Annotated in this window: 23 protein-coding genes; 12 read left to right on the plus strand and 11 right to left on the minus strand. The window is 59.0% G+C overall.

Going from position 1 to position 26132, the window contains the following annotated elements; all coding sequences use genetic code 11:
- Positions 1-35: 35 nt before the first annotated feature.
- A complete protein-coding gene (lpdA, locus tag HF327_RS04775) occupies positions 36-1880 on the plus strand; it encodes a dihydrolipoyl dehydrogenase (protein ID WP_169107151.1) in 1845 nt (614 codons plus the stop codon).
- A 129-nt stretch (positions 1881-2009) separates the two neighbouring features.
- Here the strand turns inward: lpdA and HF327_RS04780 are convergent, their stop codons facing one another.
- Genes HF327_RS04780 through HF327_RS04785 form a run of 3 tightly spaced genes read right to left on the minus strand, consistent with a single transcriptional unit; the run spans position 2010 to position 3447 of the window.
- Positions 2010-2771: a S1 family peptidase gene (locus tag HF327_RS04780; protein ID WP_169107152.1), complete on the minus strand. Its 762-nt coding sequence runs from the start codon at positions 2769-2771 to the stop codon at positions 2010-2012.
- 29 nt (positions 2772-2800) lie between these two features.
- Entirely contained in the window at positions 2801-3007 is a 207-nt protein-coding gene (locus tag HF327_RS21955) for a hypothetical protein (RefSeq protein WP_236024046.1), read from the minus strand.
- A complete protein-coding gene (locus HF327_RS04785) occupies positions 2995-3447 on the minus strand; it encodes a phospholipase D family protein (protein WP_236024047.1) in 453 nt (150 codons plus the stop codon). The genes HF327_RS21955 and HF327_RS04785 overlap by 13 nt, the downstream gene beginning before the upstream one ends.
- Positions 3448-4452: 1005 nt before the next feature.
- Here HF327_RS04785 and HF327_RS04790 point away from each other — a divergent pair.
- Positions 4453-4881, plus strand: coding sequence for a GFA family protein (locus tag HF327_RS04790; protein WP_169107153.1), 429 nt, complete (start codon positions 4453-4455; stop codon positions 4879-4881).
- A gap of 156 nt (positions 4882-5037) precedes the next feature.
- On the opposite strand, the gene HF327_RS04795 is transcribed toward HF327_RS04790, so the two are convergent.
- From HF327_RS04795 to HF327_RS04815, 5 genes are all read right to left on the minus strand, one after another.
- The gene (locus tag HF327_RS04795; RefSeq protein WP_169107154.1) at positions 5038-5283 is read right to left on the minus strand and encodes a hypothetical protein; all 246 of its coding nucleotides are present in this window, start codon (positions 5281-5283) and stop codon (positions 5038-5040) included.
- A 448-nt stretch (positions 5284-5731) separates the two neighbouring features.
- A complete protein-coding gene (locus HF327_RS04800; RefSeq protein ID WP_169107155.1) occupies positions 5732-7111 on the minus strand; it encodes an MFS transporter in 1380 nt (459 codons plus the stop codon).
- 768 nt (positions 7112-7879) lie between these two features.
- Complete coding sequence (locus HF327_RS04805; protein WP_099737964.1) at positions 7880-8233, minus strand: zinc ribbon domain-containing protein YjdM; 354 nt, start codon at positions 8231-8233, stop codon at positions 7880-7882.
- Between the two features lie 200 nt (positions 8234-8433).
- Positions 8434-9075, minus strand: coding sequence for a VOC family protein (locus HF327_RS04810; protein WP_169107156.1), 642 nt, complete (start codon positions 9073-9075; stop codon positions 8434-8436).
- Between the two features lie 162 nt (positions 9076-9237).
- A complete protein-coding gene (locus tag HF327_RS04815) occupies positions 9238-10161 on the minus strand; it encodes a LysR family transcriptional regulator (protein WP_169107157.1) in 924 nt (307 codons plus the stop codon).
- Between the two features lie 204 nt (positions 10162-10365).
- Between HF327_RS04815 and HF327_RS04820 the strand changes: the two genes are divergently transcribed.
- The 7 genes from HF327_RS04820 (at position 10366) to HF327_RS04850 (ending at position 19497) form a co-directional block, all read left to right on the plus strand.
- Positions 10366-11706 carry a DUF3100 domain-containing protein gene (locus HF327_RS04820; protein ID WP_169107158.1) on the plus strand — a complete coding sequence of 447 codons (1341 nt, stop codon included), beginning with the start codon at positions 10366-10368 and terminating at the stop codon, positions 11704-11706.
- 15 nt (positions 11707-11721) lie between these two features.
- Positions 11722-12897, plus strand: coding sequence for a M20 aminoacylase family protein (locus tag HF327_RS04825; RefSeq protein ID WP_169107159.1), 1176 nt, complete (start codon positions 11722-11724; stop codon positions 12895-12897).
- 250 nt (positions 12898-13147) lie between these two features.
- Positions 13148-14497: a putative DNA modification/repair radical SAM protein gene (locus HF327_RS04830; protein WP_169107160.1), complete on the plus strand. Its 1350-nt coding sequence runs from the start codon at positions 13148-13150 to the stop codon at positions 14495-14497.
- Between the two features lie 5 nt (positions 14498-14502).
- Positions 14503-15387, plus strand: a complete 885-nt coding sequence (locus HF327_RS04835; RefSeq protein WP_169107161.1) for a TIGR03915 family putative DNA repair protein — start codon at positions 14503-14505, stop codon at positions 15385-15387.
- 328 nt (positions 15388-15715) lie between these two features.
- Entirely contained in the window at positions 15716-16969 is a 1254-nt protein-coding gene (locus HF327_RS04840; protein ID WP_169107162.1) for a cation:proton antiporter domain-containing protein, read from the plus strand.
- Positions 16959-18098, plus strand: coding sequence for a YbdK family carboxylate-amine ligase (locus tag HF327_RS04845; RefSeq protein WP_169107163.1), 1140 nt, complete (start codon positions 16959-16961; stop codon positions 18096-18098). Before HF327_RS04840 ends, HF327_RS04845 begins: the two co-directional genes overlap by 11 nt.
- A 184-nt stretch (positions 18099-18282) precedes the next feature.
- Entirely contained in the window at positions 18283-19497 is a 1215-nt protein-coding gene (locus tag HF327_RS04850) for a GGDEF domain-containing protein (protein WP_169107164.1), read from the plus strand.
- On the opposite strand, the gene HF327_RS04855 is transcribed toward HF327_RS04850, so the two are convergent.
- From HF327_RS04855 to HF327_RS04865, 3 genes are all read right to left on the minus strand, one after another.
- Entirely contained in the window at positions 19470-19784 is a 315-nt protein-coding gene (locus HF327_RS04855; protein ID WP_169107165.1) for a DUF2322 family protein, read from the minus strand. The two genes, HF327_RS04850 and HF327_RS04855, sit on opposite strands and share 28 nt — an antisense overlap.
- Before the next feature lie 69 nt (positions 19785-19853).
- Positions 19854-20663, minus strand: a complete 810-nt coding sequence (locus HF327_RS04860; RefSeq protein ID WP_169107279.1) for a hypothetical protein — start codon at positions 20661-20663, stop codon at positions 19854-19856.
- Between the two features lie 85 nt (positions 20664-20748).
- Positions 20749-21600, minus strand: a complete 852-nt coding sequence (locus tag HF327_RS04865; RefSeq protein WP_169107166.1) for a DUF2167 domain-containing protein — start codon at positions 21598-21600, stop codon at positions 20749-20751.
- Positions 21601-21832: 232 nt separating this feature from the next.
- Here HF327_RS04865 and HF327_RS04870 point away from each other — a divergent pair, with 232 nt between their 5' ends.
- The 3 genes from HF327_RS04870 (at position 21833) to HF327_RS04880 (ending at position 25980) form a co-directional block, all read left to right on the plus strand.
- Positions 21833-22720, plus strand: a complete 888-nt coding sequence (locus tag HF327_RS04870) for an aldo/keto reductase (protein WP_236024058.1) — start codon at positions 21833-21835, stop codon at positions 22718-22720.
- Positions 22721-22855: 135 nt separating this feature from the next.
- Positions 22856-24070, plus strand: a complete 1215-nt coding sequence (locus tag HF327_RS04875; RefSeq protein WP_206764339.1) for an MFS transporter — start codon at positions 22856-22858, stop codon at positions 24068-24070.
- A 170-nt stretch (positions 24071-24240) separates the two neighbouring features.
- On the plus strand, positions 24241-25980 hold the full coding sequence (locus HF327_RS04880; RefSeq protein ID WP_169107168.1) for an amidohydrolase: 1740 nt from the start codon (positions 24241-24243) through the stop codon (positions 25978-25980).
- The last annotated feature ends 152 nt before the right edge of the window (positions 25981-26132 follow it).

Here is a 26132-nt window from a genome sequence, read left to right on the forward strand (position 1 = left end):
GCAGCCCAGAGACAAAAACCAAGATAGGAGCGCATATGAGCCTCATCGATATCAAGGTACCTAACATTGGCGACTTCGCCGAAGTTGGCGTGATCGAACTGCTGGTTCAGCCCGGTGACACCGTGGCTGTGGACCAATCGCTGCTGACTGTGGAGAGCGACAAAGCCTCCATGGAGATCCCCTCCAGCCATGCTGGCGTGGTCAAGGCCATTCTGGTCAAGGTCGGTGACAAGGTTGCCGAAGGCTCCGTCATCATCTCGCTGGAAGCCACTGCCGGTGCTGCAGCTCCTGCACCCGCAGCAGCTGCTCCCGCTCCCGTGGCTGCACCGGTTGCAGCGCCAGTCGCCACACCCGTCGCAGCAGCTCCTGCCCCCGTGGCCAGCAACTTTGCCGGCACCGTGGACATGGACTGCGACGTTGTTGTCATCGGTGGTGGCCCCGGCGGCTACTCCGCAGCCTTCCGCGCAGCCGATCTGGGCCTCAAGGTCATCCTGGTCGAGCGTTACGCCACCCTGGGCGGCGTCTGCCTGAACGTGGGTTGCATTCCCTCCAAGGCACTGCTGCACGTGGCTGCCGTGATGGACGAAGTCAAGCACCTGGAAGTGGCGGGCGTCAAGTTCGCGGCTCCTGAAGTCAACATTGACCAGTTGCGCGGCCACAAGGAAAAGGTCATCGGCAAGCTGACCGGCGGTCTGGGCCAGATGGCCAAGATGCGCAAGGTCACCGTCGTGCGCGGCTATGGCAACTTCGTGTCTGCCAACCACCTCGAAGTGGAAGAAACCACGGGCGAAGGCCAAGAGAAGACCGGCAGCAAGAAGATCGTTCAGTTCAAGAACGCCATCATCGCTGCGGGCTCGCAAGCCGTGCACCTGCCCTTCATGCCCAAGGACCCCCGCGTGGTCGATTCCACCGGCGCGCTGGACCTGAAGGAAGTGCCCAAGCGCATGCTGATCCTGGGCGGCGGCATCATCGGTCTGGAAATGGGCACCGTCTATTCCACACTGGGCGCACGCCTGGACGTGGTGGAAATGATGGATGGCCTGATGCAAGGCGCTGACCGCGATCTGGTCAAGATCTGGCAGAAGATGAACGCGCCGCGTTTCGACAACATCATGGTCAACACCAAGACCGTGGGTGCCGAAGCCACGCCCGAAGGCATCAAGGTCTCGTTCGCTCCTGCCAAGGACGGCATCACCGTGCCTGAACCCCAGACCTACGACCTGGTTCTGCAAGCCGTGGGCCGCACGCCCAACGGCAAGAAGATCAGCGCCGAAAAGGCTGGCGTGGCTGTGACCGATCGCGGCTTCATCGACGTCGACATCCAGATGCGCACCAACGTGCCCAACATCTTCGCAATCGGCGACATCGTGGGTCAGCCCATGCTGGCACACAAGGCCGTGCACGAAGCCCACGTGGCCGCGGAAGTCATCGCTGGCGAGCTGCAAGGCAACAAGGAGCTGGCTGCTGCCGCTTTCAATGCCCGCGTGATTCCTTCGGTGGCTTACACCGACCCCGAAGTGGCATGGGTGGGTCTGACCGAAGACCAGGCCAAGGCACAAGGCATCAAGGTCAAGAAGGGCCTGTTCCCCTGGGCAGCCTCCGGCCGCGCCATTGCCAACGGCCGCGACGAAGGCGTGACCAAGCTGCTGTTTGACGACTCCCCCGAAGCCCACGGCCATGGCCGTATCCTGGGCGGCGGCATGGTCGGCACACACGCCGGCGACATGATCGGCGAAGTGGCTCTGGCCATCGAAATGGGCGCAGACACCGTGGACATCGGCAAGACCATTCACCCCCACCCAACCCTTGGAGAGTCCATCGGCATGGCGGCGGAAGTGGCACATGGTTCCTGCACGGATGTGCCACCTGTGCGCAAGTAAGTGCAGAGATCAAGTCTCAGGATCTGATCAAAACAAAGGCAGCCTTCGGGCTGCCTTTGTTTTTTGGCGTTGATTGCTGTGTCTTATCCAGGCCGTAGCATGCAGGACTACACGCCTATCCATAATGATTTATGAAAATAAAACGTCTTCAATGCAACTAATTATTTCGGATGATTTAATTGCTGTGCCTAATGATAAGTTGGTTCTCAGGTTTCCATTTTCTGGAAAATATTTATATTCATAAATAACCCCAACCATTGAAAAAGAATCTTTATTTTTATCTTCAATAAATACAGGACTTCCACTGGATCCTGGCCAAACAACTCCATCTAGAAGGAATTCAGGCTTCCCATCGAAGTCCACTTCGGATAAGGAAGCCATGTTGGCAGTCCTTACAATTGGTAAGTGATGGGTCTTCTCCATCAACTCTTTCGGGTACCCGAAAAAGAGTAGGCTAGCCCCAGGTGGAATGGATGAATTTTCCCAGTCAAGAATCATTTTTTGACTGAATGGAACTAAAGCTAGGTCATTCCTCTTTATTATGCTATTGCATGAGATGAATGCTAAGTCTATCGCTTTATTTTTATGAAAAAATACTTCGTTAGAACTCATGTCAATGCTGGCATAATTATACTTGTCTATATTTAGTGAGCCAGATGGCGAGTTCACTGTAAAACAATCGTTCAAATCTGTGGCGCGTTTGTGAAATACGGCTTTAATGAATTTGTAGTCTTCTATGACATGTCTATTGGTTACTATGAATGGGATAATATTGTTTTCGAATTCGTAAACAAACAAAAATCCGGTGCCGATATTATTTGATTTTTCTTTTTCTACCTTGAGTAATATTGTATTAAACATGGCACATTTTTGCCAACCATTAATTATCATTGCTTCTCCTAGTGAATTTTGGTTTTAATTTAATAAACCATTGGCTGAAATTGTTCAGGCCATAAAAAATAGGGCCCAAACCTAGACTTAGCCACAAATTCAATCCCCGCCTGCTTGGCCGCGATCTTGGAGGTGGAAAGTTTCTGAACACCATTGCTACTGACTTCCTCATCGCTGCCATCTGCATTTCCATTGGCGGTGGCTGATTCCTGTTCGACGGCGTTTACACGCTCCATGCTGATGCGCACTTCATCGCTGATTCGGATGATGCGCTGCGCTTCGCTTCTTCGTAGGTGTCTTTATAGAGTTCCGCATTGTCATCGCGACGGATAAGGATGCCCATTTCGTTTTTATTGATCTGGCTGAACTCGTAGAGGTTCAGACTGGTGAGGATGGCGTTTTCCTCGTTCAGATAGCACTTGGCATGCAGGTTTTTGCAAAAGCTGGTGCGGATATAGCTCTGCGCCTTGAGCCATTCGATTTCCTGTGGCTGTAAATCGCTTTTGCCGTAGACGATGCGCACATCGATCTTCAGCCGGTTTTTGTCTTCCAGCAGTTCCTTGATACGGTCATTGAGCTTGAGAAAAGGGCTGATGAGTACCAGCCTTTCCTTGGTGCCGTTGATCAGTTCTTCAAGAAAGTAATTGGTCGCTGACGTATTTAAAAATTTGGCCATATTGTTTTAAGCGCTTTGCAAGATATCTCCTACATTGAGTCTAAAAGCAAGGCTCTGTTTTCTGAAACAATTTGTCTATAAATCAAGTGTGATAAATTTTTTGTTTTTTTGATAGGAATGAAATATTTATCAAAATTGATAGCTGTAAACGCATTCTGCATAAAGGCTAAAGCTGAATTTTTTTATTTTTGGATGGTGCAAGCCTCAAGGGAGTTTTCTAGCGTTATATCGCCGCCAGCGACAGAGGCCGGGTCTCGCCCCGGCAGGCGAGGTACTTTCTTTTGCTTCGCCAAAAGATAAGTACCCAAAGAAAAGGCGACCCTGCTGTCTGCGTCCCTGCGCTTCGCTACGGGCAAACCTGCGTCACGCGATTCAGCCTGCGGTGCCGCCCAACTCGCTGCACGGCTTTGCCGCTACGCTCAGACAAACGGCGGCAAGTCAGATCACGAAGCAACGCTGTCCTGCGGCAGCGTTGCCCGCAGCCTGAACCGCGTGCCGCAGGCGCAGACAAAAGGGCGGAAAGCCGGGAGCGGACGGCCTGCCAGAGTTGTGACGAAATGAGGACAATAAGCCTCTAGTGCTTATTTATCAAGCGGTAGCAGCTATCTATTTTTATAGAGAAGCTATCTCTGGTTTTTGCTCTTTTGCCCTTTTGCCCGGGCCTGCGACGGCGGCCTCTTGTTGCGGGCGGCTGCACCGAAGAGTGCAGCCGCATCGTTATCAGTTCTGCGGCAACCTGTTTGAACGGAGTGCCAAAGGCACGCAGTGAGTTTTGCCGCACAGCAACAAGAGGCAGGTGGCGCAGGTTTGCCCCGTAGCGCAGCGAAGGGGACGCGGCAGTAGGGTCAGGCTCTTTGCCTACTTTCTGGCCACAGAAAGTAGGGCGCCCGCCGGGGCGAAACCCGGCATCTGTCCGTCCATCAGGCATGGGGCAGAATCAGCCCAAACCGCGTGGAAATAAAGCACGTATAGCTATCAAAACAGAACCGATGATGGAGACGGCCCATGTCTAACCCACCCTCCGACTTTTCCAAGCCGCTCAACGCCGCCTGCCATTGCGGCGCAGTGCGTTTTACCGTGTTGCTCAGCGATGGGCTGAGCACCGCGCGGCGCTGCAATTGTTCGTTTTGCCGCATGCGCGGTGCCGTGGCGGTGTCGGCAGAGCTGAGTGGAATTCAGGTGCAGCAGGGCCAGGATGCGCTGACGCTCTACCAGTTCAACACCGGCCAGGCTAAGCATTTCTTCTGCAAGCATTGCGGTATCTATACCTTTCATCAGCGACGCTCGTCGCCGCATCAGTACGGCGTGAATGTGGCTTGCATAGCAGGCATGAGCCCGTTTGACTTTGCCGAGGTGGCGGTGAACGAGGGGCGCTTGCACCTCAGCGACCGTCAAAGTGGCACTGCGGCGGGCAAGCCGGTGGTGGCGGGCTGAGTGCGGTATGAAGCCAATCCTGAGGCCGAGGCGCAGCTCAAATAAACATTGGCGGAATTTTTTTGATAGCAGACAGCGCTTGATGGATGGGCGCTACGGGCATCAAATGGTCCGAATCAAGCCATCTGCACATCTGCCATGCGCCCGGCAGCGTGTTCAGGCCTCAGAAATCCAGATGCGCGCGTTCAAGCGCTCCCACTCCTGGTCCAGCGAATTGCTCGGCAGTTTGCTGTTGCCACGGCCATACCAGTATCTGGCGTTGCTCAGATCGCCCTCAACCCGGTGCAGGTAGCCGTGGATCTGGCAAGACAGCTCGTCCCCGTGTTTTTGCACCATGGCGTGGGATTCTTCCCAGTGGCCGGCTTTCGCCAGCTCCAGCACTTTGAGGTGATCGCAGGTCATCGTCTTTCCTTGTTAAATGGTTTCTCGCGTGGGGTACTGCGGTTGACAGGTTTACTTGGCGTTCCTGCAGGTGGTTGCAGGCGCAGAGCCACGCCTGTGGTTCAGGTCACATATCGCGGCGCATGGGCGCAAAGGGCGCAGGTGCGCGAAGGCGCGGCAAAGCTGCGCTCTCCGAGTGATCCGGGACCTTATGATTTTGATAGCTGAAAGCGATGATTGGGCGGGCGCTTTAGCCCGTTTTAGGTCAAAGCATTGTTGCGCTGGCTGTGCCTGCCGCAGCATCTCTCAGCGGTGAATTTCAGACAGAAATCCAGAAGACATCCAGACAAAAAAGACCCACGCCAAGTGCATGGGCTGCACCTGGCGTGGGTCTTTTTGAGGGCGCTGATTTTGGGCTCAGGCGCTTCAAGCGCGCTGAGTCTTTTCAGGCCTGGTGGGTCTTCTCTTTTTAGGCTTTGGCTTTGCGCATGGTGGTCAGCATCAGCACGATGACGGAGAGGACCAGCATGATCAGCACCAGGTAGATGCTGTACTGCTTGTTGCCCGTGTACTGGGTCATCACACCGGCCAGCATGGGGCTGGCGGCAGAGCCGAGGTTGCCCAGGCTGCTGATGAGGGCGATGCCGCCAGCGGCCACGGCGGGTGAGAGGTAGTCACTGACCAGGGCAAAGAACAGCGGGGGCAGGGCCGCCAGGCCGATCAGCGTGAAGGCCAGGGAGATCAGCGAGCCTTCCAGGTGGCCGTGCATTTGCAGCGTGATGACGAGGCCGACAATGGCCAGGCCGGTGGCGATGAAGAAATGCCAGCGGCGTTCACGGAATCTGTCCGAGCTGGCACCAAAGGCAATCATGCCGATCAGGCCAGCGATAAACGGAATGGCCGAGTAGATGCCGACATGCAGCACGTCCTGCACACCCAGACCCTGAATGACGGTGGGCATCCAGAAGACAAACAGATAAGTGGCGCCGTGCATCATGAAATAGGCCAGAGACAGGGCGTAGACCTTGGGGTCGCGCAGCAGCTGGCTCAGGGTGGCATTGTGGCCGTGACCGCTCTGGTGGCCATGGTGACCGTGCGCTCCGGGCTTGCCGCCGTCTTGGCTGTCGTTGGCCAGATTGTGTTGCAGGCGGGCTTTTTCCTCGGCGGTCAGCCACTTGGCGTCTGCAGGCCTGTCTTGCAGGTAGTAGTAGAGGATGACGCCCAGGATACAGGCGGGTGGGCCCTGGATGAGGAACAGCCACTGCCAGCCGTGCAGGCCGTCGATGCCGTTCATGTACTTGAGGATGGCGCCGCACAGAGGGCCGGCGACGACAGCCATGCCCATGACGGCGGACAGAAAGATGGAGATCACCCGGCCGCGGCGGGCCGAGGGGTACCAGTAGGTGAAGTAGAGGATGACGCCGGGGAAAAAGCCCGCCTCGAACGCGCCTAGCAGAAAGCGGGCGACGTAGAACTGCATGGGCGTGGAGACCCAGGCCATGGCGGTGGCGATGACGCCCCAGACCACCATGATGCGCATCAATGTCTTGCGGGTGCCGATTTTCTCCAGCAGCAGGTTGCTGGGCACTTCAAACAGAAAGTAGCCAATGAAGAACAGGCCCGCGCCAAAGCCGTAGGCGGCGTCACCAAAATCCAGCGTCTGCTTCATCTGGATTTGCGCGTATCCAATGTTGATGCGGTCGAGGTAGGCGACCATGTAGCACAGCAGCAGCAGGGGCAGCAGACGCCAGCTGACCTTGGAGTACAGCGCGTTGTCTGCAGCGATGTCGGGGCTGGCCGCCTGGGTTCGGGGTCGGATGCCCTGAACAGTGGTTGCGCTTGGATTCATCTTGGTCTTCTTGAAGTGGGTGTATGACGGCGAGATCGGGTGTGTGCGGAGCATCGCTTGGCGTAGCTCCTGCACAGCTTGCGCACTGGGCCAGGTCCAGAAACCGGGGCTGACGGCGCAGGTCGTGCCGGTTTTTTCTAGGACTGACTGGATAAACAGGGCTTGAACCTGTGTGCGGATCGCACCGTGCTGGCGTCTTGATGCGCCGCTTCAGAGGCAATCGCCTTGCCTGCATCGCGGCAGTCTGCGTGGACCTGCGCGCGTTTGTCTTCTCGTTTTTGATTCATTGCGTACCTTCGCCATTTGTCTCCGAACCCCGGCGGCCTGCAAGGCAGAGCGACAAGGTTCTGGCTCAATGTAGGTTCAGGCGTTGCAGCAGACTTAACGCTTTATGCAAGGTGATTGTCATATTGCGACAACAAGGGTAAACCTTGGGTGCGCTTGGCAGGGCTGAAAACGGGTGGTTTTTGGGGGCCAGAACCGACGTGCTGTCGAGGGGGAGCGCCGGTATTTCGTCACTGGAATACGGGCGTGAATCGGATGCTGGCGATCCGGGTTTTCACTGATCAGGCGCAGCGGCGAGTACAACGCTTGCCTGCCCCCATTGCAGGGGCTTAGTCCCAATTTTTTGGAATTGGCGAATTGTGCGCGAGCCTGCTCGGGCACTCACACCCGTTTTGAGTGATTCAGCAGGAACTGGCATCCGCTGAATCACTGTTTTGATAGCACCCAGCGCCTGATTCGTAAGGACTGGGTGCTATTTAACGATCAAGCCTTTTTCAGGAATTCGGACTTGAGAATGAACGGCCCCTGATCCGTCTTGCAGTCCACATCGTGGTCGCCGTTGTCATAGACGAGGCGAATGCCTTTGATCTTGGTGCCTTTCTTGATCACGGTGGACGAGCCCTTGACCTTCAGGTCCTTGACCAGCAGCACGCTGTCGCCATCCGCCAAAGGCGTGCCGTTGGCGTCTTTGATGATACGCGGGCCGCTGTCTTCGTCGTCAGCCGCAGCGCCTGCTGACCATTCATGGCTGCAGTCGGGGCAGATCAGCAGATCGCCGTCAGGGTAGGTGTTGTCCAGGCCGCATTGGGGGCAAGTGGGCAAAGAGGTAGTGCTCAAGGAATCGCTTTCAATCAAGAAGAAAAAAGGAAAAAGCAAGGAAGAAGGCAGAGCTTAGCTCTTGCGAAGTAGTGGCAGGCCGCGGTGCGGATTGTGGGTGCTGCGCCCTGGGTGCCTGTGCTCTGTTTTCTATGCTTTTAATAGCTGCTAGCGCAATATACATAAGCGCTACAGCCGGTTTTTAAGAGATATTTTGACGCCTATTCGTAGTCAAACTCAGCCCGGTAATCATCGGGGTTGATGCCTTCGGCGCGCAGCGGCTCCACCAGCCTGAAACGAGTGATCTTGGCCGATGCGGTGATATAGCCCTTGATCACGCAGTCGCAGGTCACGGGGCTTTTGGCCTCTGCCGCCAGTTGCTCAATCACCCGCGTGGTCTTGCGCCGCGCCAGCATGCGAAAGAGGGCCGGCACATGGGCCAGCAGGCGTTTTAGCAGGGCTTCGGCCTCGGGCAGCCATTCGCCTTGCTTGGGCAGCTCGGGCACAAAGCCCCATTCGTCTTCGCTCAGCGGCCGCCACAGCACGATGGAGTGCTGGTCGCCATCGCTGACGCAGGCCATTTCTTCCAGCTCAGGCGTTTTCATGGGCGCGTAGCGGGTGCTGCAGCCTGCGGCCAGCAAAGTGTCATAAGTGGTCTGCACCTGGCTGACCTGCAGGCGTAGCGACAGGCTGGATTCGACCCGGCTCACCTGCGCCAGCCGCAGCGTGGCACTGCCGGTATCGATGTCCACAAAGCCATCGCCCCGGTGTACCTCGGCAAAGCCGATCACATCGCGCCACAGCTGGGCGGCGCGCTCCAGATCGGCGGTGGGGACAACAAGATGGCTGATTCCAAAAAACATAGCAGGCTTCGCAGAGCATTCAAGGGGTTGCCGATGATAGGGCTCTGAAGACTGGCCTGTGCTGATCTGCCTCAAACGCGGCGGTTGTGCTCAGGCACTGCGGTGGGTCTCCATTGAACGAGGGACTGTAAAAAAGGCAGTAGCGCGATGAATCGGGATTGACTACCCGATCGGCTGGTCGGTCTGAAACGCCTGAATGCCCTGCATGCAGTACAGCAAAAAGCGGTTGGCAGCGGGCGAGAGATGCCTGCCGGTGCGGGTGATGAGCTGCATCTCCGCATCCTGAAACGCCGGGTTGTGAATGGGTATTGCGCGCAGGCGGCCGCTGGCCAGAGCGGCGGTGACGGAGCAGGGCGGCAGCAGGGTCACGCCCTGGCCGCTGCTGACAAAGGCCAGCAGCACGCTGATCAAATTGCTGGTGAGCGCCGGGCTGAGGTGAATTTTGTCGGCGTGCTCGGCATATTCAATCAACTGGCGAATGCCGTACACGCCTTGCAGCATGGCGATGGGCCACTGGTTCAGCTCTTGCAGCGATGTGTGCGGTGCGCTGGCCAGTGGGTGCTGGGCGTGCACGATGGCGTGCATGGGCTGGCGCGCCGTGCCGCGGGCGGTGATGTGGCTGTCGGCGGGCGGGTAGTACACCAGCCCGATCTCTGCCGCGTCCTCGCGGATGCGGCGCATGATCTCGGTGGTGCCGTAAATCTCCAGCGAGATGCTGACGCCGGGGTACTGCTGGCGAAACTGGCGAATCGGTCCGTCAATCAGCTCTTGCGCAAAGCCTTCGCCGCTGACCACGCTGACGCTGCCGCTGTGCAGGCCGCGCATGGCATCGACCTTGGCCAGCATGTCATGCTGGTGGGCGGTGTGCTCGCGGTGGTAGTCCAGAATCAGCTGACCGGCTTCGGTCGGCACTACGCCGTGGCGGTGGCGCTCCAGCAAGGCAAGGCCCAGTTCTTCTTCCAGCAGGCTGATCTGGCGGCTGACGGCCGAAGGTACGATGCCCAGCTTTTCGGCTGCAGCGCGCACCGAGCCGCAGTACACGGCTTCAAAAAGATAGCGGGCGCGGGAGTCTTGGAATGCAGGCATGGCTGATTGTCGTCGCTAGATAAAGTCTGTAAACCTACGTACGTTCACTTTTTTAGAACAGAAATGTGAAGTCTATGCAATATATGCATTGTTATATTCGACGCCCGCATGGGTGAGTGCCAGCTTGGGCTGGCTGTGCCCATTTTTCAGGGTTCATAGCTATTTCAGTGCGTCGGCAGCCGCCGTCGTGCGCAAGGAAGTTTGATGCGTACAGAGGTGCAGCCAGCCAAGGCAGCGTTGAAGATGAGCAGTGTGGTGCAAGTGTTTGCACTGGCGCTGGGGATTGCGGCATTGTCCGAATGGCTGGGGCCGCTGCCTATCGCTCTGGGCGTGGGCAAGGTGGTGTTGCTGCCCATGATCTGGGCGCTGCTGATCGGTCTGGTACTGGGCCTGCTGCGCAAACGTCTGCCCGGGCCGCTGCAGCTGGGGCTGTATAGCCAGAATCTGGCCGCCGCCGTGCTGTCTTGCGCGCTGTTTCTGTTTATTGCCAAGCTGGGCTTGCTGGTGGGCGGCTCGCTGCCGCAGCTGGCGCAAGTGGGCTGGGGCCTGGTGCTGCAGGAGCTGGGCAACCTGATTGGCTGCGTCGCACTGGGCATGCCCGTGGCGCTGATGCTGGGCATCAAGCGCGAGGCGATTGGCGCGACCTTTTCCATCGGTCGTGAACCCGGCCTGGCCATCATCGGCGAGCGCTTTGGCATGGATTCGCCCGAAGGCCGCGGCGTACTGGCCGAATACATTACCGGCACGCTGATCGGCGCGATCTTTATTTCGCTGCTGGCGGGCTTTGTCTCCAGCCTGAACATCTTCCACCCCATCGCTCTGGGCATGGGCGCGGGCGTGGGTTCGGGCAGCATGACAGCCGCCGCCGTGGGCGCTATTGCCGCCCAGCACCCCGAAATGGGCGACCAGATCGCCACCTTTGCTGCTGCGGCCAACCTGATCGCCACAACCGTCGGTACCTATTTGACGCTGTTCATCTCGCTGCCGCTGGCCGTGCGTGCCTACCAATGGCTGGAGCCTATTCTGGGCCGCAAGCGCAAGGCTGCTGCGGTGGAAAAGACCGTGGCCGCTGGCGCTGCAGACGAAGAAAAAGTGGATGTACCGGCTCTGAGCCTGGGCATGCGTCTGCTGAGCTGGGTCTGGGTGGGTGTGATGGTGCTGATTGGCAACCGCATTGGTTATGGCATTCCGGTGATGGATGCACTGCCCGGTGTGCTGATCATTATTGCCGCCGTGCTGATGGGCGATCTGATCTACGTGGGCACGCGCCGCAAGCTGCCTGCCGTGTGCTGGATTTCCTTTATCGCCATGGCCATGACCTTCCCGCACACTCCTTTTGCGGCTGAAATTGCGGCCATGACGGCCAAGGTCAGCTTCCTGGCCATGATTACGCCCATGCTGACCTTTGCGGGTCTGTCGCTGGCCAAAGACATTCCTGCCTTCCGCCGCCTGGGCTGGCGCATTGTCGTCGTCTCGCTGCTGGCCAATGCCGGCGTGTTTCTGGCGGCCACCATGATCGCTCAGACCTTTGTGCACACGATGTAAGCGAAGCAACGCCCTATGTTGAACACTATTCAATGGCCCGGCCAGCAAGCCATGCAAGCCTGGCGCCATGACTTTCACCGCCACCCCGAAACCGCGTTTCAGGAACACCGTACCAGCGCCCGTGTGATCGAGCTGCTGACCAGCTTTGGGCTGGAAGTGCACACCGGTCTGGCTGGTACCGGCGTGGTGGCCGTGCTGAAGGGGCTGCGTGGCGCTGGCCCGTCCATTGGCCTGCGCGCCGATATGGATGCGCTCAACGTGACGGAGCTGAACCAGTGCGAGCACGCCTCCACCCACACCGGCCGCATGCACGCCTGTGGACACGACGGTCACACCAGTATGCTGCTGGGCGCCGCGCAAGCGCTGGCATCGCACCCCGACTTTGCGGGCACCGTGCACTTCATCTTTCAGCCTGCGGAAGAAAATGAAGGCGGCGCGCGCGCCATGATTGAAGATGGCCTGTTCAAACGCTTCCCCATGGATGCGGTGTACAGCATGCACAACTGGCCCGGCTTGCCCGTGGGCACGGCTGCGGTCCACCCCGGTCCGGTGATGGCCGCATTTGATATTTTTGACCTGACCTTGATCGGCAAAGGCTGTCACGCTGCCATGCCGCACCTGGGCAAAGACGCACTGCTGGCCGCCTGCCAACTGGTCACGCACCTGCCTGCACTCATCGCCCGTGAGCAAGAAGTGCACAAGCCCGCCGTGCTGAGCGTCACCAGCTTTAACGCCGGCGACACCTACAACGTCATGCCCGAGGCCATCAAGCTGCGCGGCACGGTGCGCTGTTTTGACATGCCCCAGCGCGCGCGCATTGAGCAGCGCTTTCGCGACGCCATCGCCGCCACCTGCGCCCTGCACGGGCTAGAGGCCCAACTGGACTACCGCGTCAGCTACCCAGCCACCATCAACAATGCCACGCATGCCGAAGTTTGTGCCGATGTGCTGACGACGGTGCTGGGCGAAGGCCAAGTGCGCCGCGACATGGTGCCCAGCATGGCGTCGGAAGACTTCGCCTTCATGGCGCAAGAATGCCCCGGTGTCTATATCTGGCTGGGCAATGGTGAAGACAGCGCATCGCTGCACAACCCCAAGTACGACTTCAATGACGCCAACCTGCCGCTGGGCATGCGTTACTGGGTAGAGCTGGTGGGCGCGCTGCTGCGCGATGGCAAGCTGCCTGCATAAGCTTCAATAAGCCAGCATTGGCATCCATGAAAAGCCGGGCTCTGACCCGGCTTTTTTGTGCCCGCAAAAGTTCGCAAGGTTTGAAAATTGATAGCTGCTAGCGCTTTCAGAATAAGCGCTAGCGGCTTGTTTGATGCTGAATTTTGGGTGGAGTCTATAACCCCTGGGATTTCAATCATTAGTCGTTTCGATAGAGTGCTGTATAAATAAACAGTATTCCGGTAATCGTCCAACGATTCCGGTCTCCATCATGGAAACCATTGCCAAACTCAGCATCCTGGCTGATGCCGCCAAATACGACGCCAGCTGTGCCTCCAGCGGCGTCAAGGGACGCAATTCGCTGGGCGGCAAGGGCATGGGCTCGTCCGAAGGTATGGGCATTTGTCACAGCTACGCGCCAGATGGTCGCTGCATCTCGCTGCTCAAGATCTTGCTGACCAATTTCTGCATTTACGACTGCCGCTACTGCATCAACCGTAAAAGCTCCAATGTGCAGCGGGCGCGCTTTACGGCCGCTGAGGTGGTGGCGCTGACGCTGGACTTCTACCGCCGCAACTGCATTGAGGGGCTGTTTCTATCGAGCGGCATCATTCAATCCAGCGACTACACCATGGAGCAACTGGTAGAGGTGGCGCGCAGCTTGCGTGAAGACCACGACTTTCGTGGCTATATCCATCTCAAGACCATTCCCGATGCAGCGCCCGAGCTGCTGGCGCTGGCGGGCCGCTATGCCGACCGGCTCAGCATCAATATTGAACTGCCCACCCCAGAGGGTCTGCAGCAGCTGGCCCCTGAAAAAAACGCCAAGCAGATTCAGTCGGCCATGGGCGATGTGGCCCGGCATATCCAGCTTGCCAAGCAAGAAGGCCGTTCTCAGGCGGCGAGCGGCATCATCTCGCTGCCCGGCAGCCAGCGCGTGCGCCGCGCCAGGCCGCCGCGCTATGCCCCGGGCGGGCAGAGCACGCAGATGATTGTGGGGGCCGACGATGCCAGCGATGCCGCCATTTTGCTCACCAGCAGCGGCCTGTACGGCGGCCACGGGCTGCGGCGCGTGTATTACTCGGCCTTCAGCCCCATTCCCGATGCCTCGGCTGATTTGCCGTTGCAGGCACCACCGCTGCTGCGTGAGCACCGGCTGTACCAGGCGGACTGGCTGATGCGCTTTTATGGCTTCGCCCATCAAGAAATCGTGCTGCCCGGTAGCGGCGGCATGCTGGACCTGGAGCTGGATCCCAAACTGGCCTGGGCGCTGGCGCATAGGCAGCACTTTCCCATCAACCTCAACCGTGCGCCTAAGGAGTGGCTGCTGCGCGTGCCCGGTCTGGGTGTGCGCAGCGTGCAGCGTCTGTTGATGGCGCGGCGGGGGCGCAGCTTGCGGCTGGCCGATCTGCAGCAGCTGCGCATTGCCACGGCCAAGGTGCTGGCCTTTGTGGAGCTGGCGGATTACCACCCGCGCCGTGCTGATCTGGAAAGCCCGCTGCTGCGCCAGCAATTGCTGCAGCGCATGAGCCACGGTATGGTTCAACAAAAGCATAGCGGTATGCGCTTGCCAGATATGGGCTTGAGTGCAAATACATCTCAGCTTTCGCTGTTTGACTGATTCAGATGGACACAAACCCTGAATCATCCAGCGCAGTATCCCGTGATTTTCTGGTGATCGAGCTGGCCCAGCCGGATGACTTTGACGGCTTTCGTCAGGCTGCCCGTGTGCTGCTGGCCCTGAACGCCGAGCCGCATGCCGTGCGCTGGCGTTTTTGCCAGCCGCTGGCGCGACAGATGCCAACGCAGGATTTGTTTGCCGCCGATGAAGCGGGCAGCGTGGTGGGCAGGGCGCTGACACCCGGTGCGCTGGACCAGTTGCCGCTGCCACCGACCCAGCCGTTGCGTCTGGGTAAGAGCCAGCTGTCCACCCTGAGGCTGGCCTGCTGCCACAATCTGGCCGGCCGCTTTGCGCTGTGCTATCGCTGGCTGCATCGCTTGCAGTCAGACCACAGGCTCCGCCTGGATGCTCTGGACAGTGACTGGCGCGAGATTGAACGTCTGGCCAAAGCGGCAGGCCGGGAGATTCACAAAATGCATGCGTTTGTGCGCTTCAGGCCTGTTCCCGGGACGGAGGCCGAAGGGCAGGCCATGCAAATCGCATGGTTCGAGCCCGAGCACCATGTGCTGCGCGCGGCTTCGGGCTTTTTTCGCCGGCGCTTTCCCAATATGCGCTGGGCGATTCTCACGCCGCAATGCAGTGTTTACTGGGACTTGGAACAGTTGCTGCTTGCCCCTGGCAGCACGGCGGATCAGGCTCCCGGGCCGGACGCGGGCGAGCAACTGTGGCTGACCTATTACCGCTCCACCTTCAACCCGGCACGTCTCAAGGAGCAGGCCATGCAGCGCGAGATGCCGCGAAAATACTGGAAAAACCTGCCTGAAGCAGTGCTGATCAGCGAGCTGGTGGCGGGGGCCCGTGGTCGTACCCAGCGCATGCTGCAAACCTGAGCCAAGACAAAGACAAGACAAGGGATCGCGCCGCGCGTCCGCTTGCGCAGGGACTCTGGTTTTCGCCCGTCTGCTTTGCTGACAGCGTGTTTTGTTGCTGCGCAACATGCACGTATCATGACTTCAGTGCCTTGCCAGTGCGGCTGAGCAAGGCGTGCGCGGTGGCTGTGTCTGCGTCACGCAGGTTGCCAGCCATCTCCCGCAGTTGTTGCACCCGGCTTTTCAGCCATTTCTGATAGCGGTTTCGCTGTCCTTCACGCAACGCTGCCTGCAGCAAGTCGGATTCAAGGCTTGGCTTTGTGTCCGACATTGAGACAGGAGGGCGCCGATGTTGTCCGCATCGCAAACGATTCTGAACTGGTGTGTCTTGGTTATCGCCGCAGCTTTGCTCGGTCATCTGGTTCATCGCTTTACTGGTTACCCGCGCATGCTGGGTTACACGCTGGTCGGGCTGGTAGGCGGCTGGCTGGGGTTTGGTGATTTGCTATGGCCGCTGCAAGGCAGTACTTTGCTGCTGCTGGAGGTCGCGGTGGGCGTGAGCCTGCTGCTGGCTGCCTCACAGTTGTCCTTGCCCTGGCTGCTGCGCCAGCCGTGGCTGATCTTGCAAAGTCTGGGTGAGTCGCTGCTGACGCTGGCGCTGGTTGGCGGGGTGCTGCGGGTGCTGGGCTGGGATTGGTCTGTGGCTCTGGCGGTGGGCGTAGTGTCCATGGCTGCGTCACCTGCTGTCTTGCTGCGCATTGCCGATGATCTGCGTGCCAGCGGTGCGGTTACCGACAGAAGCCTGCTGCTGGCCACGATCAGCACCTTGCTGGCGCTGCTGGGCGCGCTGGTGTTGACCGTGGTGTTTCTGCCTGTGGCCGCCGCTGCCGGTGGCGGGCTGCAGTTTTCAAGCGCCGGTCTGGGGCGTTTGCTGCTCAGTGTTCTGTTCACCTTGCTCTGGGCTGCGTTGCTGACAGCCGCTTTCTGGCCCGTGCTGCGCTGGCAGTCTTCGCGCAGCGACACCACGGCCTTGTACCTGCTGGCTGCCATGGTCGCAGTGTGTCTGCTGGCCCAGCAATGGGGCGGTTCTGCCGCGCTGGCCTTTATGGTGGCGGGGCTGCTGCTGCGCAATCTCAGCCCTCGGCCGCTGGTCTGGCCTCAGGCTTTTCAGGCCGGCAACGCCATGCTCAATTTGCTGATGTTTGTGCTGGTGGCCAGCATGGCGGCGCAGGTCGGGTTGTCGCTTGCTCTGATTTCAGTCGTGGCAAGCGCCGTACTGGCAAGACTTGTGGCCAAATTTTCTGCAATTTTGCTACTGGGCAACGGCACGGCCATTGGCTGGCGCAGGCAGTGGCCTGTGGCGTGTGGGCAGATCGCGCTGTCGGGCGTGGCCTTGCTCATGGTGTCTGCGCTGGTGCAGCAATGGTCGGTGTTCAATCTGGGCGTGGCCCAGCAACTGGCGGCGATTGCCCTGCCCATGATTGCCTTGTGCGAGGTGCTGGGCGTGCTGCTGGCTGCCAGCGCCCTGTGGCGCAGCGGCGATGCGCACCGGGGTGTAGGCCGCGTCGCATTGCAAAGAGGGGAGAAGCGCCATGACACATGAAGCAGCTAAAGAGAAGCTGGGTGAGTTCGCCGCATCGCAAGCCCTGTCGCTGGGCGTAGAGCTTGAGCTGCAACTGCTCAGCACCCATCACTACGATATGGCGCCTTATGCGCCCGACATGCTGGCGCTGCTGAAAAATGCCAAGGTGCCGGGATCCATCGTGCCCGAGGTGACGGCCAGCATGATCGAAATATCCACCGGCATCTGCCAGGATGCGCAGGATGCCTATGAGCAGCTCAGCGTGACGCGCGATGCACTGGTCAAGGCCGCAGATCGTCTCAACATCACACTGGCCGGTGGCGGCACACACCCGTTTCAGCAATGGCACCAGCAGCGTATTTATGACAAGCCGCGCTTCAAGGAGATGACGGCGCTGTATGGTTACCTGACCAAGCAATTCACCATCTTCGGTCAGCATGTGCATGTGGGCTGCCCCAGCGCGGACGATGCGCTGATGATGCTGCACCGCCTGTCGCGCTACATTCCGCATTTCATTGCGCTGTCTGCCTCCAGCCCGTTTGTCCAGGGGCAGGACACGGCGTTTGATTCAGCCCGGCTCAACTCCGTTTTCGCGTTCCCGCTTTCGGGCCGCGCGCCGTTTGCGTTGCACTGGGAAGACTTTGAGCGCTACTTTGACAAAATGGCGGCCACGGGCGTCATTCACAGCATGAAGGACTTTTACTGGGATATCAGGCCCAAGCCCGAGTTTGGGACGGTGGAGGTGCGTGTGTTCGATACGCCGCTGTCGATTGACCGTGCGGCCCAGCTGGCGGCGTATGTCCAGGCGCTGGGCGCCTGGTTTCTGAGCGAGCAGCCGTTTGAGCCCAGCGAAGATGACTATCTGGTCTACACCTACAACCGTTTTCAGGCATGCCGCTTTGGCCTGGACGGGACCTATGTGGACCCGGTGAGCAGCGAGCAGCATTCACTGCGTGAGCATATCGCGCTGACGCTGCAGAAAATCAGCAGCTACGCCCCGGCCAATGGTAGCAATGCGCTACAAGATTTGAAGCAGGTGCTGGGGCCGCAGGGCAACGATGCCTGCTGGCTGCGTGAGCGTTATGCCAAAGTGCAGCAACTGCCTGAGGTGGTGCGGCAAGCCTCGCTCAGGTTCAGCGGACGGGGGTGAGACGGGATGATGGATGGAGGTCAAGCGTGAATCGATAAGCCGGGCGAAATGTACTTGACGTGCGAAGTTGCAAATCTTTACGATTGCGGGGTAAGAAGGCCTGAATTGCTTTTCTACTTCAGGTCTTGTTTGTCTCATCGCATCTCACAAGCAGTGCCTGCCATTATTCGAGATGAACGAATTCATGGTTGCTACCGTCATTCTTGGCATGCTCTGCGTGCATCTGCTGTGTTTTTGCGTCATGTTCATGCTGATCAGCCGTCGGCTGCATGGCAAAAAAATGGGCATGGAAGTCTTTGCGCTGGGCAATCTTCTGCTGGGCTGCGCCTACATCATGCAATTGTTGGGCGGCCAGCCGGGGTGGAGCCTGATCAGTGCGCTTAATCACACACTGACGCTGTGCGCGCCCGTCACCTACCTGCTGGGGGCACTGCATTTTTTCAATCGCCCGGTGCCGGTGCTGCGGCCACTGCTGGCGGTGGCGGTGATCTATACCAGCGTTCAGGCGCTGGTGCAATGGACGCTGGGCCCGGAAGCGCGCCAGACCCTGCTGGCTGCATCTTGTGCCTTGCTGTTTCTGGGCATGGCCAGTGCGTTGATCAGCGGCATACGCAGCTTTGCCAAAGACATGCCGGTAGAGACGATCGTGCTGGCCCTGTTGATTGCGGGTATTGGCGTGCTGAACGCCGTGAAGCTCGCATTCATCTTGCAGGGCGGCCTGGAGGCGCTGAACATGAACAGCCGCTTTCAGACGCTGTTCTACCTTTATATGTCTTTTCTGGGGACTGTCATTCCGCCAGCCGCCGTCTGGCTGGTTCTACGCCGTCTGACGGATGAACTCAGCGCCATGGCCGCGCATGATCCGCTGACACAGCTGCTCAATCGCCGTGGTCTGCTCAATAGGCTGGAGCAGCACTTTGCCGCCAGAAATGCCGCGCCCGCCCATATCTTGATCGTGGACATTGACCATTTCAAGCGCATCAACGACAACTACGGCCACAAGTTTGGCGACATGGTGCTGTGCCATGTGGCCGAGGCGATTCAGAAAAGCACCCGCAAGAACGATCTGAAATGCAGGCTGGGCGGCGAGGAATTCTTGATTGTCAGCCTGGGGCTGGAGGCGGCGGAAGCCATGGGGCTGGCCGAGCGCATACGTGCTGCGATTGCGCAGATCGAAATCCCCGGCGTCAGCATGTACGGTCCGATTCGCTGCACCGCCACCCTGGGTGTTTCAGCGGCATTTATGGGGGTGCAGGCGTTTGATCATCAGCTGGCGCTGGCCGATGCCGCTCTGTATCGGGGTAAGAAATCCGGGCGCAACTGTGTGCAATGGGCTGGCCCGGAAGATGCTTCTGGTGACAAGCCAGGCGATCAGGCCGGCACGACCTTGACGGTGTAACCCTTGCCGCTGGCAATCACGTCCAGCAGGCGGTCGATATTGGGGTGTGCTCCGGGGCGGGCCTTGGCATCTTCGGTGTGCTCGGCAAACAGCTGCAAACCTTCTTCAGCTGCGGCGACATTAATGCTGCCATGTTGGGCAAACAGCGCGTTATAGACGGTGACCGAACCGGTTTTGCCCGGCGCATTGGGAATGCTGGCGGACAGATTGCCATCGGCGTCGATCAGTTGCAGCTCGGCAATATGAGCGATAGAGGGGAGTTGCTTGAGGTTGTCGGCAAAGGCCATGGTGTGCTCGCGTGAGTTTTCGTCGAAACCATGGATTGTGGGCCATGCACAGGTCTTTTCGGTTCAGCCTCAGTCCAGTTGGGTCATTGCGTGAGCGACAGGTGCATCCGTCTCTGGATTGGCCTCTGCACTGGCCTTTAAAGCGCGCAGGGCTTGCTGCATTTGCTCAAGGTGCTGGGCGTACTCGGGCAGATCTGCCAGCTCATGCATCTCGCGCTGCATGGCGCTTTGTACTAGCTGGGCAAACTCAGACCAGTGGGGCGTATCCATCAGCGCATGGGTGGTTTGCAGCAAATCAGGCTGAGCGCCATAGGCCAGAGACAGCTTGCGCACCACATTCAGCGCAAAAGGCGGGCACAGCAAAATCTGCACCGCGATGGAGCGTGTGGTGGCCCTGTCACGGTAATGTTTTCCGGGATCATGCTTGCCATGACGCCAAGTCAGCACGCTGATGCAGGCCGTGCACAGATAGATCAGCGCCAGTGTGATGAGCTGGGCCAGTTCTGAATGCAGCACCAGCAGCGCGACAGGCAGGGCCAAAAACAGCAAAGCGCCAAGCAGGTAGAGCGGCAGTATGAACGCCCTGAAGCTGCTGGCGTGCTTGGCTAGCGCAGTTGCAGGCATGGCATCGCCGGGCAGCGTGATGTGCGTGGCATCCCAGCGCAGACGGTACACGGGCTGATGAATGGCAAAAATAGATGGCCACAGCAGCCAGTTCTGGCGCAATTCAAAGCCCCGGCTTGCCAGCTGTGCCAGCCAGCCACGGCGGCTTTTGCGCAGCAGGCCTTCTTCGGGCTTGAGCAGCAGGGCGGCGTCGTACAGATAGAACAGGCAGATGATCAGAACAATCTGCATCTGCGTGGTGATCGTGAAATACAAGGCGCAGTGGCTTTCTAAAAACAAACCCCGCGATCTTAGCGATACGCGGGGTTGTGAGGTAGGGCGCTGAATCAGCCGGCTTTTTTTATTCGGCAGATTTTTTGCGGCCAAACAGCTTGCCAACACCGGCGAACAGTGCGACAGCTCCAGCGATGAGGAACTTCCAGGTCGCTGCCAGAAAGCCGCCAATAATGCCCCACAGGCCCTTTTTGGTGGCGACGGCTGCTGCCCCGCCGAGCACCAGCGCGCCCAAGCCGATGGCCGCCACCTTGTCGCCATTTTTGAACTCGGTATAGGTTTGGCCGCTGTTGTAGTCGAAGCCGGTCAGCACTTTCTGAAACGCTGCGGTGTTCTGGCTCAAGGTCTCGGTGTCAGACACCAGAGTGGCCGTCATCACGCCACCACGACCCAGAATGCGCGAGGTGTAGTTCACATTTTTCTCGCCCGATTCATCGCGCAGACGCAGACCCCATTCCAGGCGCTTGGTGGCCGTGTCGTAGTGGGGAGCCACCTGCCAGCCGTCGGTGTAGAGGGCGGCCAGACCCAGTTTCTTGCGTTCCTCATTGCCGGCCTTGTCGCCAGACTTCATGGACTTGAGCAAATCGTCTGCATCGATTTTCTCGTCGTCCTTCACATAGCCGGTGTCGTCATAGGAGAAGACGGCAAACCAGTCCAGCGACTTGGGTGCTATCAGGAAGTGATCGCTGCTGGGCGGGTTGCCAAAGGCTTGCAGCAGCTTGGAAGTATCGGCCTGACCCAGGAAGGCATAGCCCGATGGAATCTGAACGCTGGCCTTACCGGCGATTTCGCCTTTGCCGCTTTCTTGCCAGTGCAAGGCCTTGATTTCAGCAGGCAGCTCTGGCGCAGATTCGGTCTTGGACCAAGCCCCCAGAGACAGTGAAAGGCCGAGCAGGGCGGCGGCAATGTTTTTGATCATGCAAAGAACTCCCGTGTTATGAATGTATTGAGGAAATTATTTCTATCAGATGTTGATAGCGTCATGCAAACAGCAGTTTCTGAAACTGATGTCAATGCGCCGCAGCGCCAAGCGGGCGGAAACTGAGCTGACCAAAGCAGCGAGATTGATAGCGCCGGGCGCTTGTAGCATCAGGGGAAACTGCTTTATCTCCAAGGAATTTTTCATGGCTGTGACTGATACCTCTACCCAGATGCCCCACTTTTCATCCTTTTTGGCCCCGCACGCGCATCTGGGTATGGGCAGCTGGCATCTGGGTCAAGGTCGCCGTAGCTGGGATGAGGAAAAGCGGGCCTTGCTGACCGGCCTGCAACTGGGGTTGACGCTGATCGATACGGCCGAGATGTATGGCGACGGCCTGTCGGAAGAGCTGATTGGTGATGTGCTGCGCGACTGGCCCGCGAGTCAGCCGCAGCCTTTTCTGGTCAGCAAGGTGCTGCCCATGAATGCCAGTCGCAATGGGGTGATGCGAGCGTTTGAAGCCAGCGCTTATAAGTTGGGGGTGGACTGCATCGATCTATACCTGCTGCACTGGCGCGGGAACACTCCGCTTGCCGAGACCGTAGCCGCGCTGGAGGCGCTGAAGGTGCAGGGCAAAATTCGGCACTGGGGCGTTTCTAACTTCGATACCGACGATATGCAGGAACTGTGGGAGGTGCCCGGAGGGCGCAATTGCGTGGTCAACCAGGTGCTCTACAACGTCTTTAGCCGCGGCATTGAATATGACTTGCTGCCCTGGTGCGTGCAGCATGGAGTGACCGTCATGGCTTATTGCCCGCTGGGACATGGCGAACTGGTCGGTGAATCGTTGCTGGCGGAGATTGGCGAGCGACATGGCGTCAACGCCAGTGTGGTGGCCCTGGCCTGGGCCTTGCGCAGCGGTCATGTGGTCGCGATTCCCGAAAGCGGCTCTAGCGAGCATGTGAGAGACAACGCCCGGGCGCTGCAGCTCAAACTCGATGCGCAAGATCTGGCCCAGATTGACAAAGCATCCCCCGCGCCGCTTCACAAGCAACCGCTGGACCAGATTGACAAAGCATCCCCCGCGCCGCTTCACAAGCAACCGCTGGATATTCTTTAGATCGCCTTGAAGAGCGTAAACAGGCATCAAACAAAGAGGGATAGTCCAAATCCGTACCTGCGATGCCCTATGCTAGATAGTTGACATATCAGCTACCTGAGAAAAAGAGACAACACGGTGGAGACTATCGAGACAATGGCGAAGCGGGGCCTGAACCCCTCATGGATTATCGTTGCCGCAGGCGTCAGTGCTTCGCTGCATGTGGGCAAGCTGCCGCCGGCCGTGCCCGTGCTGCAGCAAGAACTGGGCATTTCGCTGGTGCAGGCGGGTTTTTTGCTCTCGACCGTGCAGGTCGCAGGCATGGCGCTTGGGCTGGTGGTGGGGCTGGGGGCCGATAAATGGGGGCTGAGGCGCAGCATGCTGGCGGGGCTGGCGCTGATTGCCTTGTCCAGCATAGTGGGGGCAGCGGCCACGGGCTTTGTCTGGCTACTGGCGCTGCGTGTGCTCGAAGGCATGGGTTTTTTGCTGGTCGCCATGCCCGCGCCTGGCCTGATTCGCCGCAGCGTCCAACCGTCTGAGCTGGGCGCGCGCATGGGTTGGTGGGGCTCTTATATGCCTATTGGCAGTGCCATTGGCCTGTTTCTCGGCCCCTGGGTGCTGCAGGCAACCAGCTGGCAGATTTGGTGGATTGCACTGGGTTGCACCTCCATGCTGGCCTTTCTGGCGGTATGGCGCATGGTACCTGCGGATGCAGCTCATGCTTTAGTAGCAACAACAACGCCTGGCAATGATGGCTGGCGGCCGCGCCTGGCACTCACGCTGCGCAGCCCCGGGCCATGGCTGGTGTCGCTGGGCTTCATGCTGTATTCGGGTCAGTGGATGGGTGTGATTGGCTTTTTGCCCACGCTTTACGGGCAGGCGGGGCTCAGCGCCAAGCTGGCAGGCGTGCTCACGGCGGCGGTGGCGGCGGCCAATTTGCTGGGCAATGTGGCTTCTGGCAAGCTGCAAAAGCGCGGCTGGAGCCCCGCGCGCTGTCTGCAAACCGGTTTTATGCTGATGGGACTGTGTGCGCTGCTGGCCTATGTACAGGTGGGCGGCGAGCCGCTTGCGCCGTTGTGGCTGCGCTTTGTGGCGGTGTTTTTGTTCTCGGCCACGGGCGGGCTGATTCCGGCCACCCTGTTCACCACGGCCATGCATCTGGCCCCCAGCCCATCCACGGTTTCGACCACTGTGGGCTTTATGCAGCAATGGTCTTGTGTTGGCCAGTTTGCCGGCCCGCCACTGGTGGCTGCCGTCGCCATGCGGATGGGCGGGTGGCAGTTCACCTGGTTGGTGACGGGCAGCATGTGTGTGCTGGGCTGGTTGCTGGCGCTGGGCGTGAACCGCTGCTGGGGGCGCCTCAAAGCCTGAGGTTGACGCGGGTGTTGATGCTCTGTATTTAGTAGCTGTCTGTGGTTGATAAAAAAGGGAACTAGCCTGATTTGATGGTATTTTTGCGCTGACTCAGATAATTTTTCAAGACAAGCGCGCATGCTTTCTGCGGCGGCTGAGGTTACGCTGAAGTCTTGTGGAGGTTCATCATGCAAAAGCGCCAGTTTCTCGCCACCGCAGCTTCGCTGACGGCATTGTCATCAACACCGTGGCTCACGGGCTGTGCTTCGCGCAAGTCTGCGGCGGTCAAGCCAGCCGATGCCATTTACTTTGGCGGCCCGATTCTCACCATGAATGACGCCCAGCCTCAGGTGGAGGCGGTGGCCGTCACGGCTGGGCTGATCACGGCCATCGGCGCTCTGCAAGAGTTGGAGCCGCTGCGCGGCCCGGTCACGCGCATGGTGGATTTGCAGGGGCGCACGCTGCTTCCCGGGTTTGTGGATCCGCACAGCCATATTGGCGGCGTGGGGCTGCAGGCGATTGCGGCCAATCTGCTTCCTCCCCCTGATGCGGGCAATGCGTCCATCGCCGATCTGCAGCAGACGCTGCGCGAGTACATCAAGGTCTCGCCCGAGGTCAAACAGCTGGGCATCGTGCTGGGTTTTGGCTATGACGACTCTCAACTGAAAGAAAGACGCCATCCCACCAGAGACGATCTGGATGCGGTATCGCGCGATCTGCCGATTGCCCTGATTCACCAGTCCGGACATTTTGGCGCGCTCAATTCTGCGGCTCTGGCCCGCGCTGGCATTGGGGCGGGTACGTCCAACCCTGAAGGCGGAGTGATTCGCCGCCGTGCGGGCAGCCAGCAGCCCAATGGCGTGCTGGAGGAAAACGCTTTCTTCCATACGCTGGGCAAGATCATGCCCAAGCTCACGCTGGAGCAGTCCATGGACTGGCTGGAAAAAGCCCAGAAGCTCTACCTGGAGTTTGGTTACACCACGGCCCAGGATGGGCGCTCAGACGCAGGCTCCATCGCCACGGCCATGGCCGCTGCCGAGTCGCGCCGCCTGGTGATTGATGTGGTGTCTTACCCCGACATCCTGCAGTTGGGCGACAGCGCGCTCATGAACAATCTGAACTTCAGTCGCAGCTATACCAATCGTTTTCGCATCGGTGGCGTCAAACTCACGCTGGATGGCTCGCCCCAGGGCAAGACAGCCTGGCTGACCGAGCCTTATCTGGTGCCGCCCGACGGGCAGAAGCAAGGCTATCGAGGCTATGGCGCGGTGAGTGACGCCAAGGCCAACGAACAAGTGGCCAAGGCCATCAACAACGGCTGGCAAATTCTGGTGCATGGCAATGGAGACGCAGCCATCGACCAGTTCATTGCTGCAGTGCGGGCTAGCGGCCCGGTCGAAAAAGCGCGTGCCGTGCGCCCGGTGCTGATTCATGGGCAGACGCTGCGCCGCGATCAGGTTCCTCAGCTCAAGGAGCTGGGCATCTTCCCTTCGCTATTCCCCATGCACACCTTTTACTGGGGTGACTGGCACCGCGATTCGGTGCTGGGCAATCCGCGCGCTCAGAACATTTCGCCCACAGGCTGGGTGCTGGAGCAGGGCATGGTGTTCACCTCTCACCACGATGCCCCCGTGGCGCTGCCCTCATCCATGCGCGTGCTCGATGCCACGGTCAACCGCACCACGCGAACGGGCCAGGTGCTGGGGCCAGAGCACCGAGTCTCGCCCTGGGTGGCGCTCAAGGCTCAGACCATCTGGTCGGCCTATCAGCACTTTGAAGATGACCGAAAGGGCTCCATCGAAGTCGGCAAACTGGCCGATCTGGTGATTCTTTCAGACAACCCGTTGACCATTGCGCCGCACCAGCTGGCCTCCTTGCAGGTGCTGGAGACCATCAAGGAAGGGCGCAGCGTTTACAGGCGTCAATAACTCCTGAAAAAGTAGCTAATAGCGCTTTCTGTAAAAGGACTAGAGGCTGTTTTTACCTGAAAGCTGCCGGGTGTGAATGAATGTCCACTCCGGTGCTTTCAAGGCGGTATGACCACCCCATTCAATCTGGGCTGACGGGTTTTCAAGATCCG

Source organism: Comamonas suwonensis (genome assembly GCF_012844455.2).
GTDB classification, from domain to species: domain Bacteria; phylum Pseudomonadota; class Gammaproteobacteria; order Burkholderiales; family Burkholderiaceae_C; genus Comamonas; species Comamonas suwonensis.

Coding starts and splice junctions, on each gene's coding strand:
- lpdA (WP_169107151.1), top strand. CDS start 36: ATGAGCCTCATCGATATCAAGGTACCTAACATTGGCGACTTCGCCGAA.
- HF327_RS04780 (WP_169107152.1), bottom strand. CDS start 2,771: ATGATAATTAATGGTTGGCAAAAATGTGCCATGTTTAATACAATATTA.
- HF327_RS21955 (WP_236024046.1), bottom strand. CDS start 3,007: ATGGAGCGTGTAAACGCCGTCGAACAGGAATCAGCCACCGCCAATGGA.
- HF327_RS04785 (WP_236024047.1), bottom strand. CDS start 3,447: ATGGCCAAATTTTTAAATACGTCAGCGACCAATTACTTTCTTGAAGAA.
- HF327_RS04790 (WP_169107153.1), top strand. CDS start 4,453: ATGTCTAACCCACCCTCCGACTTTTCCAAGCCGCTCAACGCCGCCTGC.
- HF327_RS04795 (WP_169107154.1), bottom strand. CDS start 5,283: ATGACCTGCGATCACCTCAAAGTGCTGGAGCTGGCGAAAGCCGGCCAC.
- HF327_RS04800 (WP_169107155.1), bottom strand. CDS start 7,111: ATGAATCCAAGCGCAACCACTGTTCAGGGCATCCGACCCCGAACCCAG.
- HF327_RS04810 (WP_169107156.1), bottom strand. CDS start 9,075: ATGTTTTTTGGAATCAGCCATCTTGTTGTCCCCACCGCCGATCTGGAG.
- HF327_RS04815 (WP_169107157.1), bottom strand. CDS start 10,161: ATGCCTGCATTCCAAGACTCCCGCGCCCGCTATCTTTTTGAAGCCGTG.
- HF327_RS04820 (WP_169107158.1), top strand. CDS start 10,366: ATGCGTACAGAGGTGCAGCCAGCCAAGGCAGCGTTGAAGATGAGCAGT.
- HF327_RS04825 (WP_169107159.1), top strand. CDS start 11,722: ATGTTGAACACTATTCAATGGCCCGGCCAGCAAGCCATGCAAGCCTGG.
- HF327_RS04830 (WP_169107160.1), top strand. CDS start 13,148: ATGGAAACCATTGCCAAACTCAGCATCCTGGCTGATGCCGCCAAATAC.
- HF327_RS04835 (WP_169107161.1), top strand. CDS start 14,503: ATGGACACAAACCCTGAATCATCCAGCGCAGTATCCCGTGATTTTCTG.
- HF327_RS04840 (WP_169107162.1), top strand. CDS start 15,716: ATGTTGTCCGCATCGCAAACGATTCTGAACTGGTGTGTCTTGGTTATC.
- HF327_RS04845 (WP_169107163.1), top strand. CDS start 16,959: ATGACACATGAAGCAGCTAAAGAGAAGCTGGGTGAGTTCGCCGCATCG.
- HF327_RS04850 (WP_169107164.1), top strand. CDS start 18,283: ATGGTTGCTACCGTCATTCTTGGCATGCTCTGCGTGCATCTGCTGTGT.
- HF327_RS04855 (WP_169107165.1), bottom strand. CDS start 19,784: ATGGCCTTTGCCGACAACCTCAAGCAACTCCCCTCTATCGCTCATATT.
- HF327_RS04865 (WP_169107166.1), bottom strand. CDS start 21,600: ATGATCAAAAACATTGCCGCCGCCCTGCTCGGCCTTTCACTGTCTCTG.
- HF327_RS04870 (WP_236024058.1), top strand. CDS start 21,833: ATGCCCCACTTTTCATCCTTTTTGGCCCCGCACGCGCATCTGGGTATG.
- HF327_RS04875 (WP_206764339.1), top strand. CDS start 22,856: ATGGCGAAGCGGGGCCTGAACCCCTCATGGATTATCGTTGCCGCAGGC.
- HF327_RS04880 (WP_169107168.1), top strand. CDS start 24,241: ATGCAAAAGCGCCAGTTTCTCGCCACCGCAGCTTCGCTGACGGCATTG.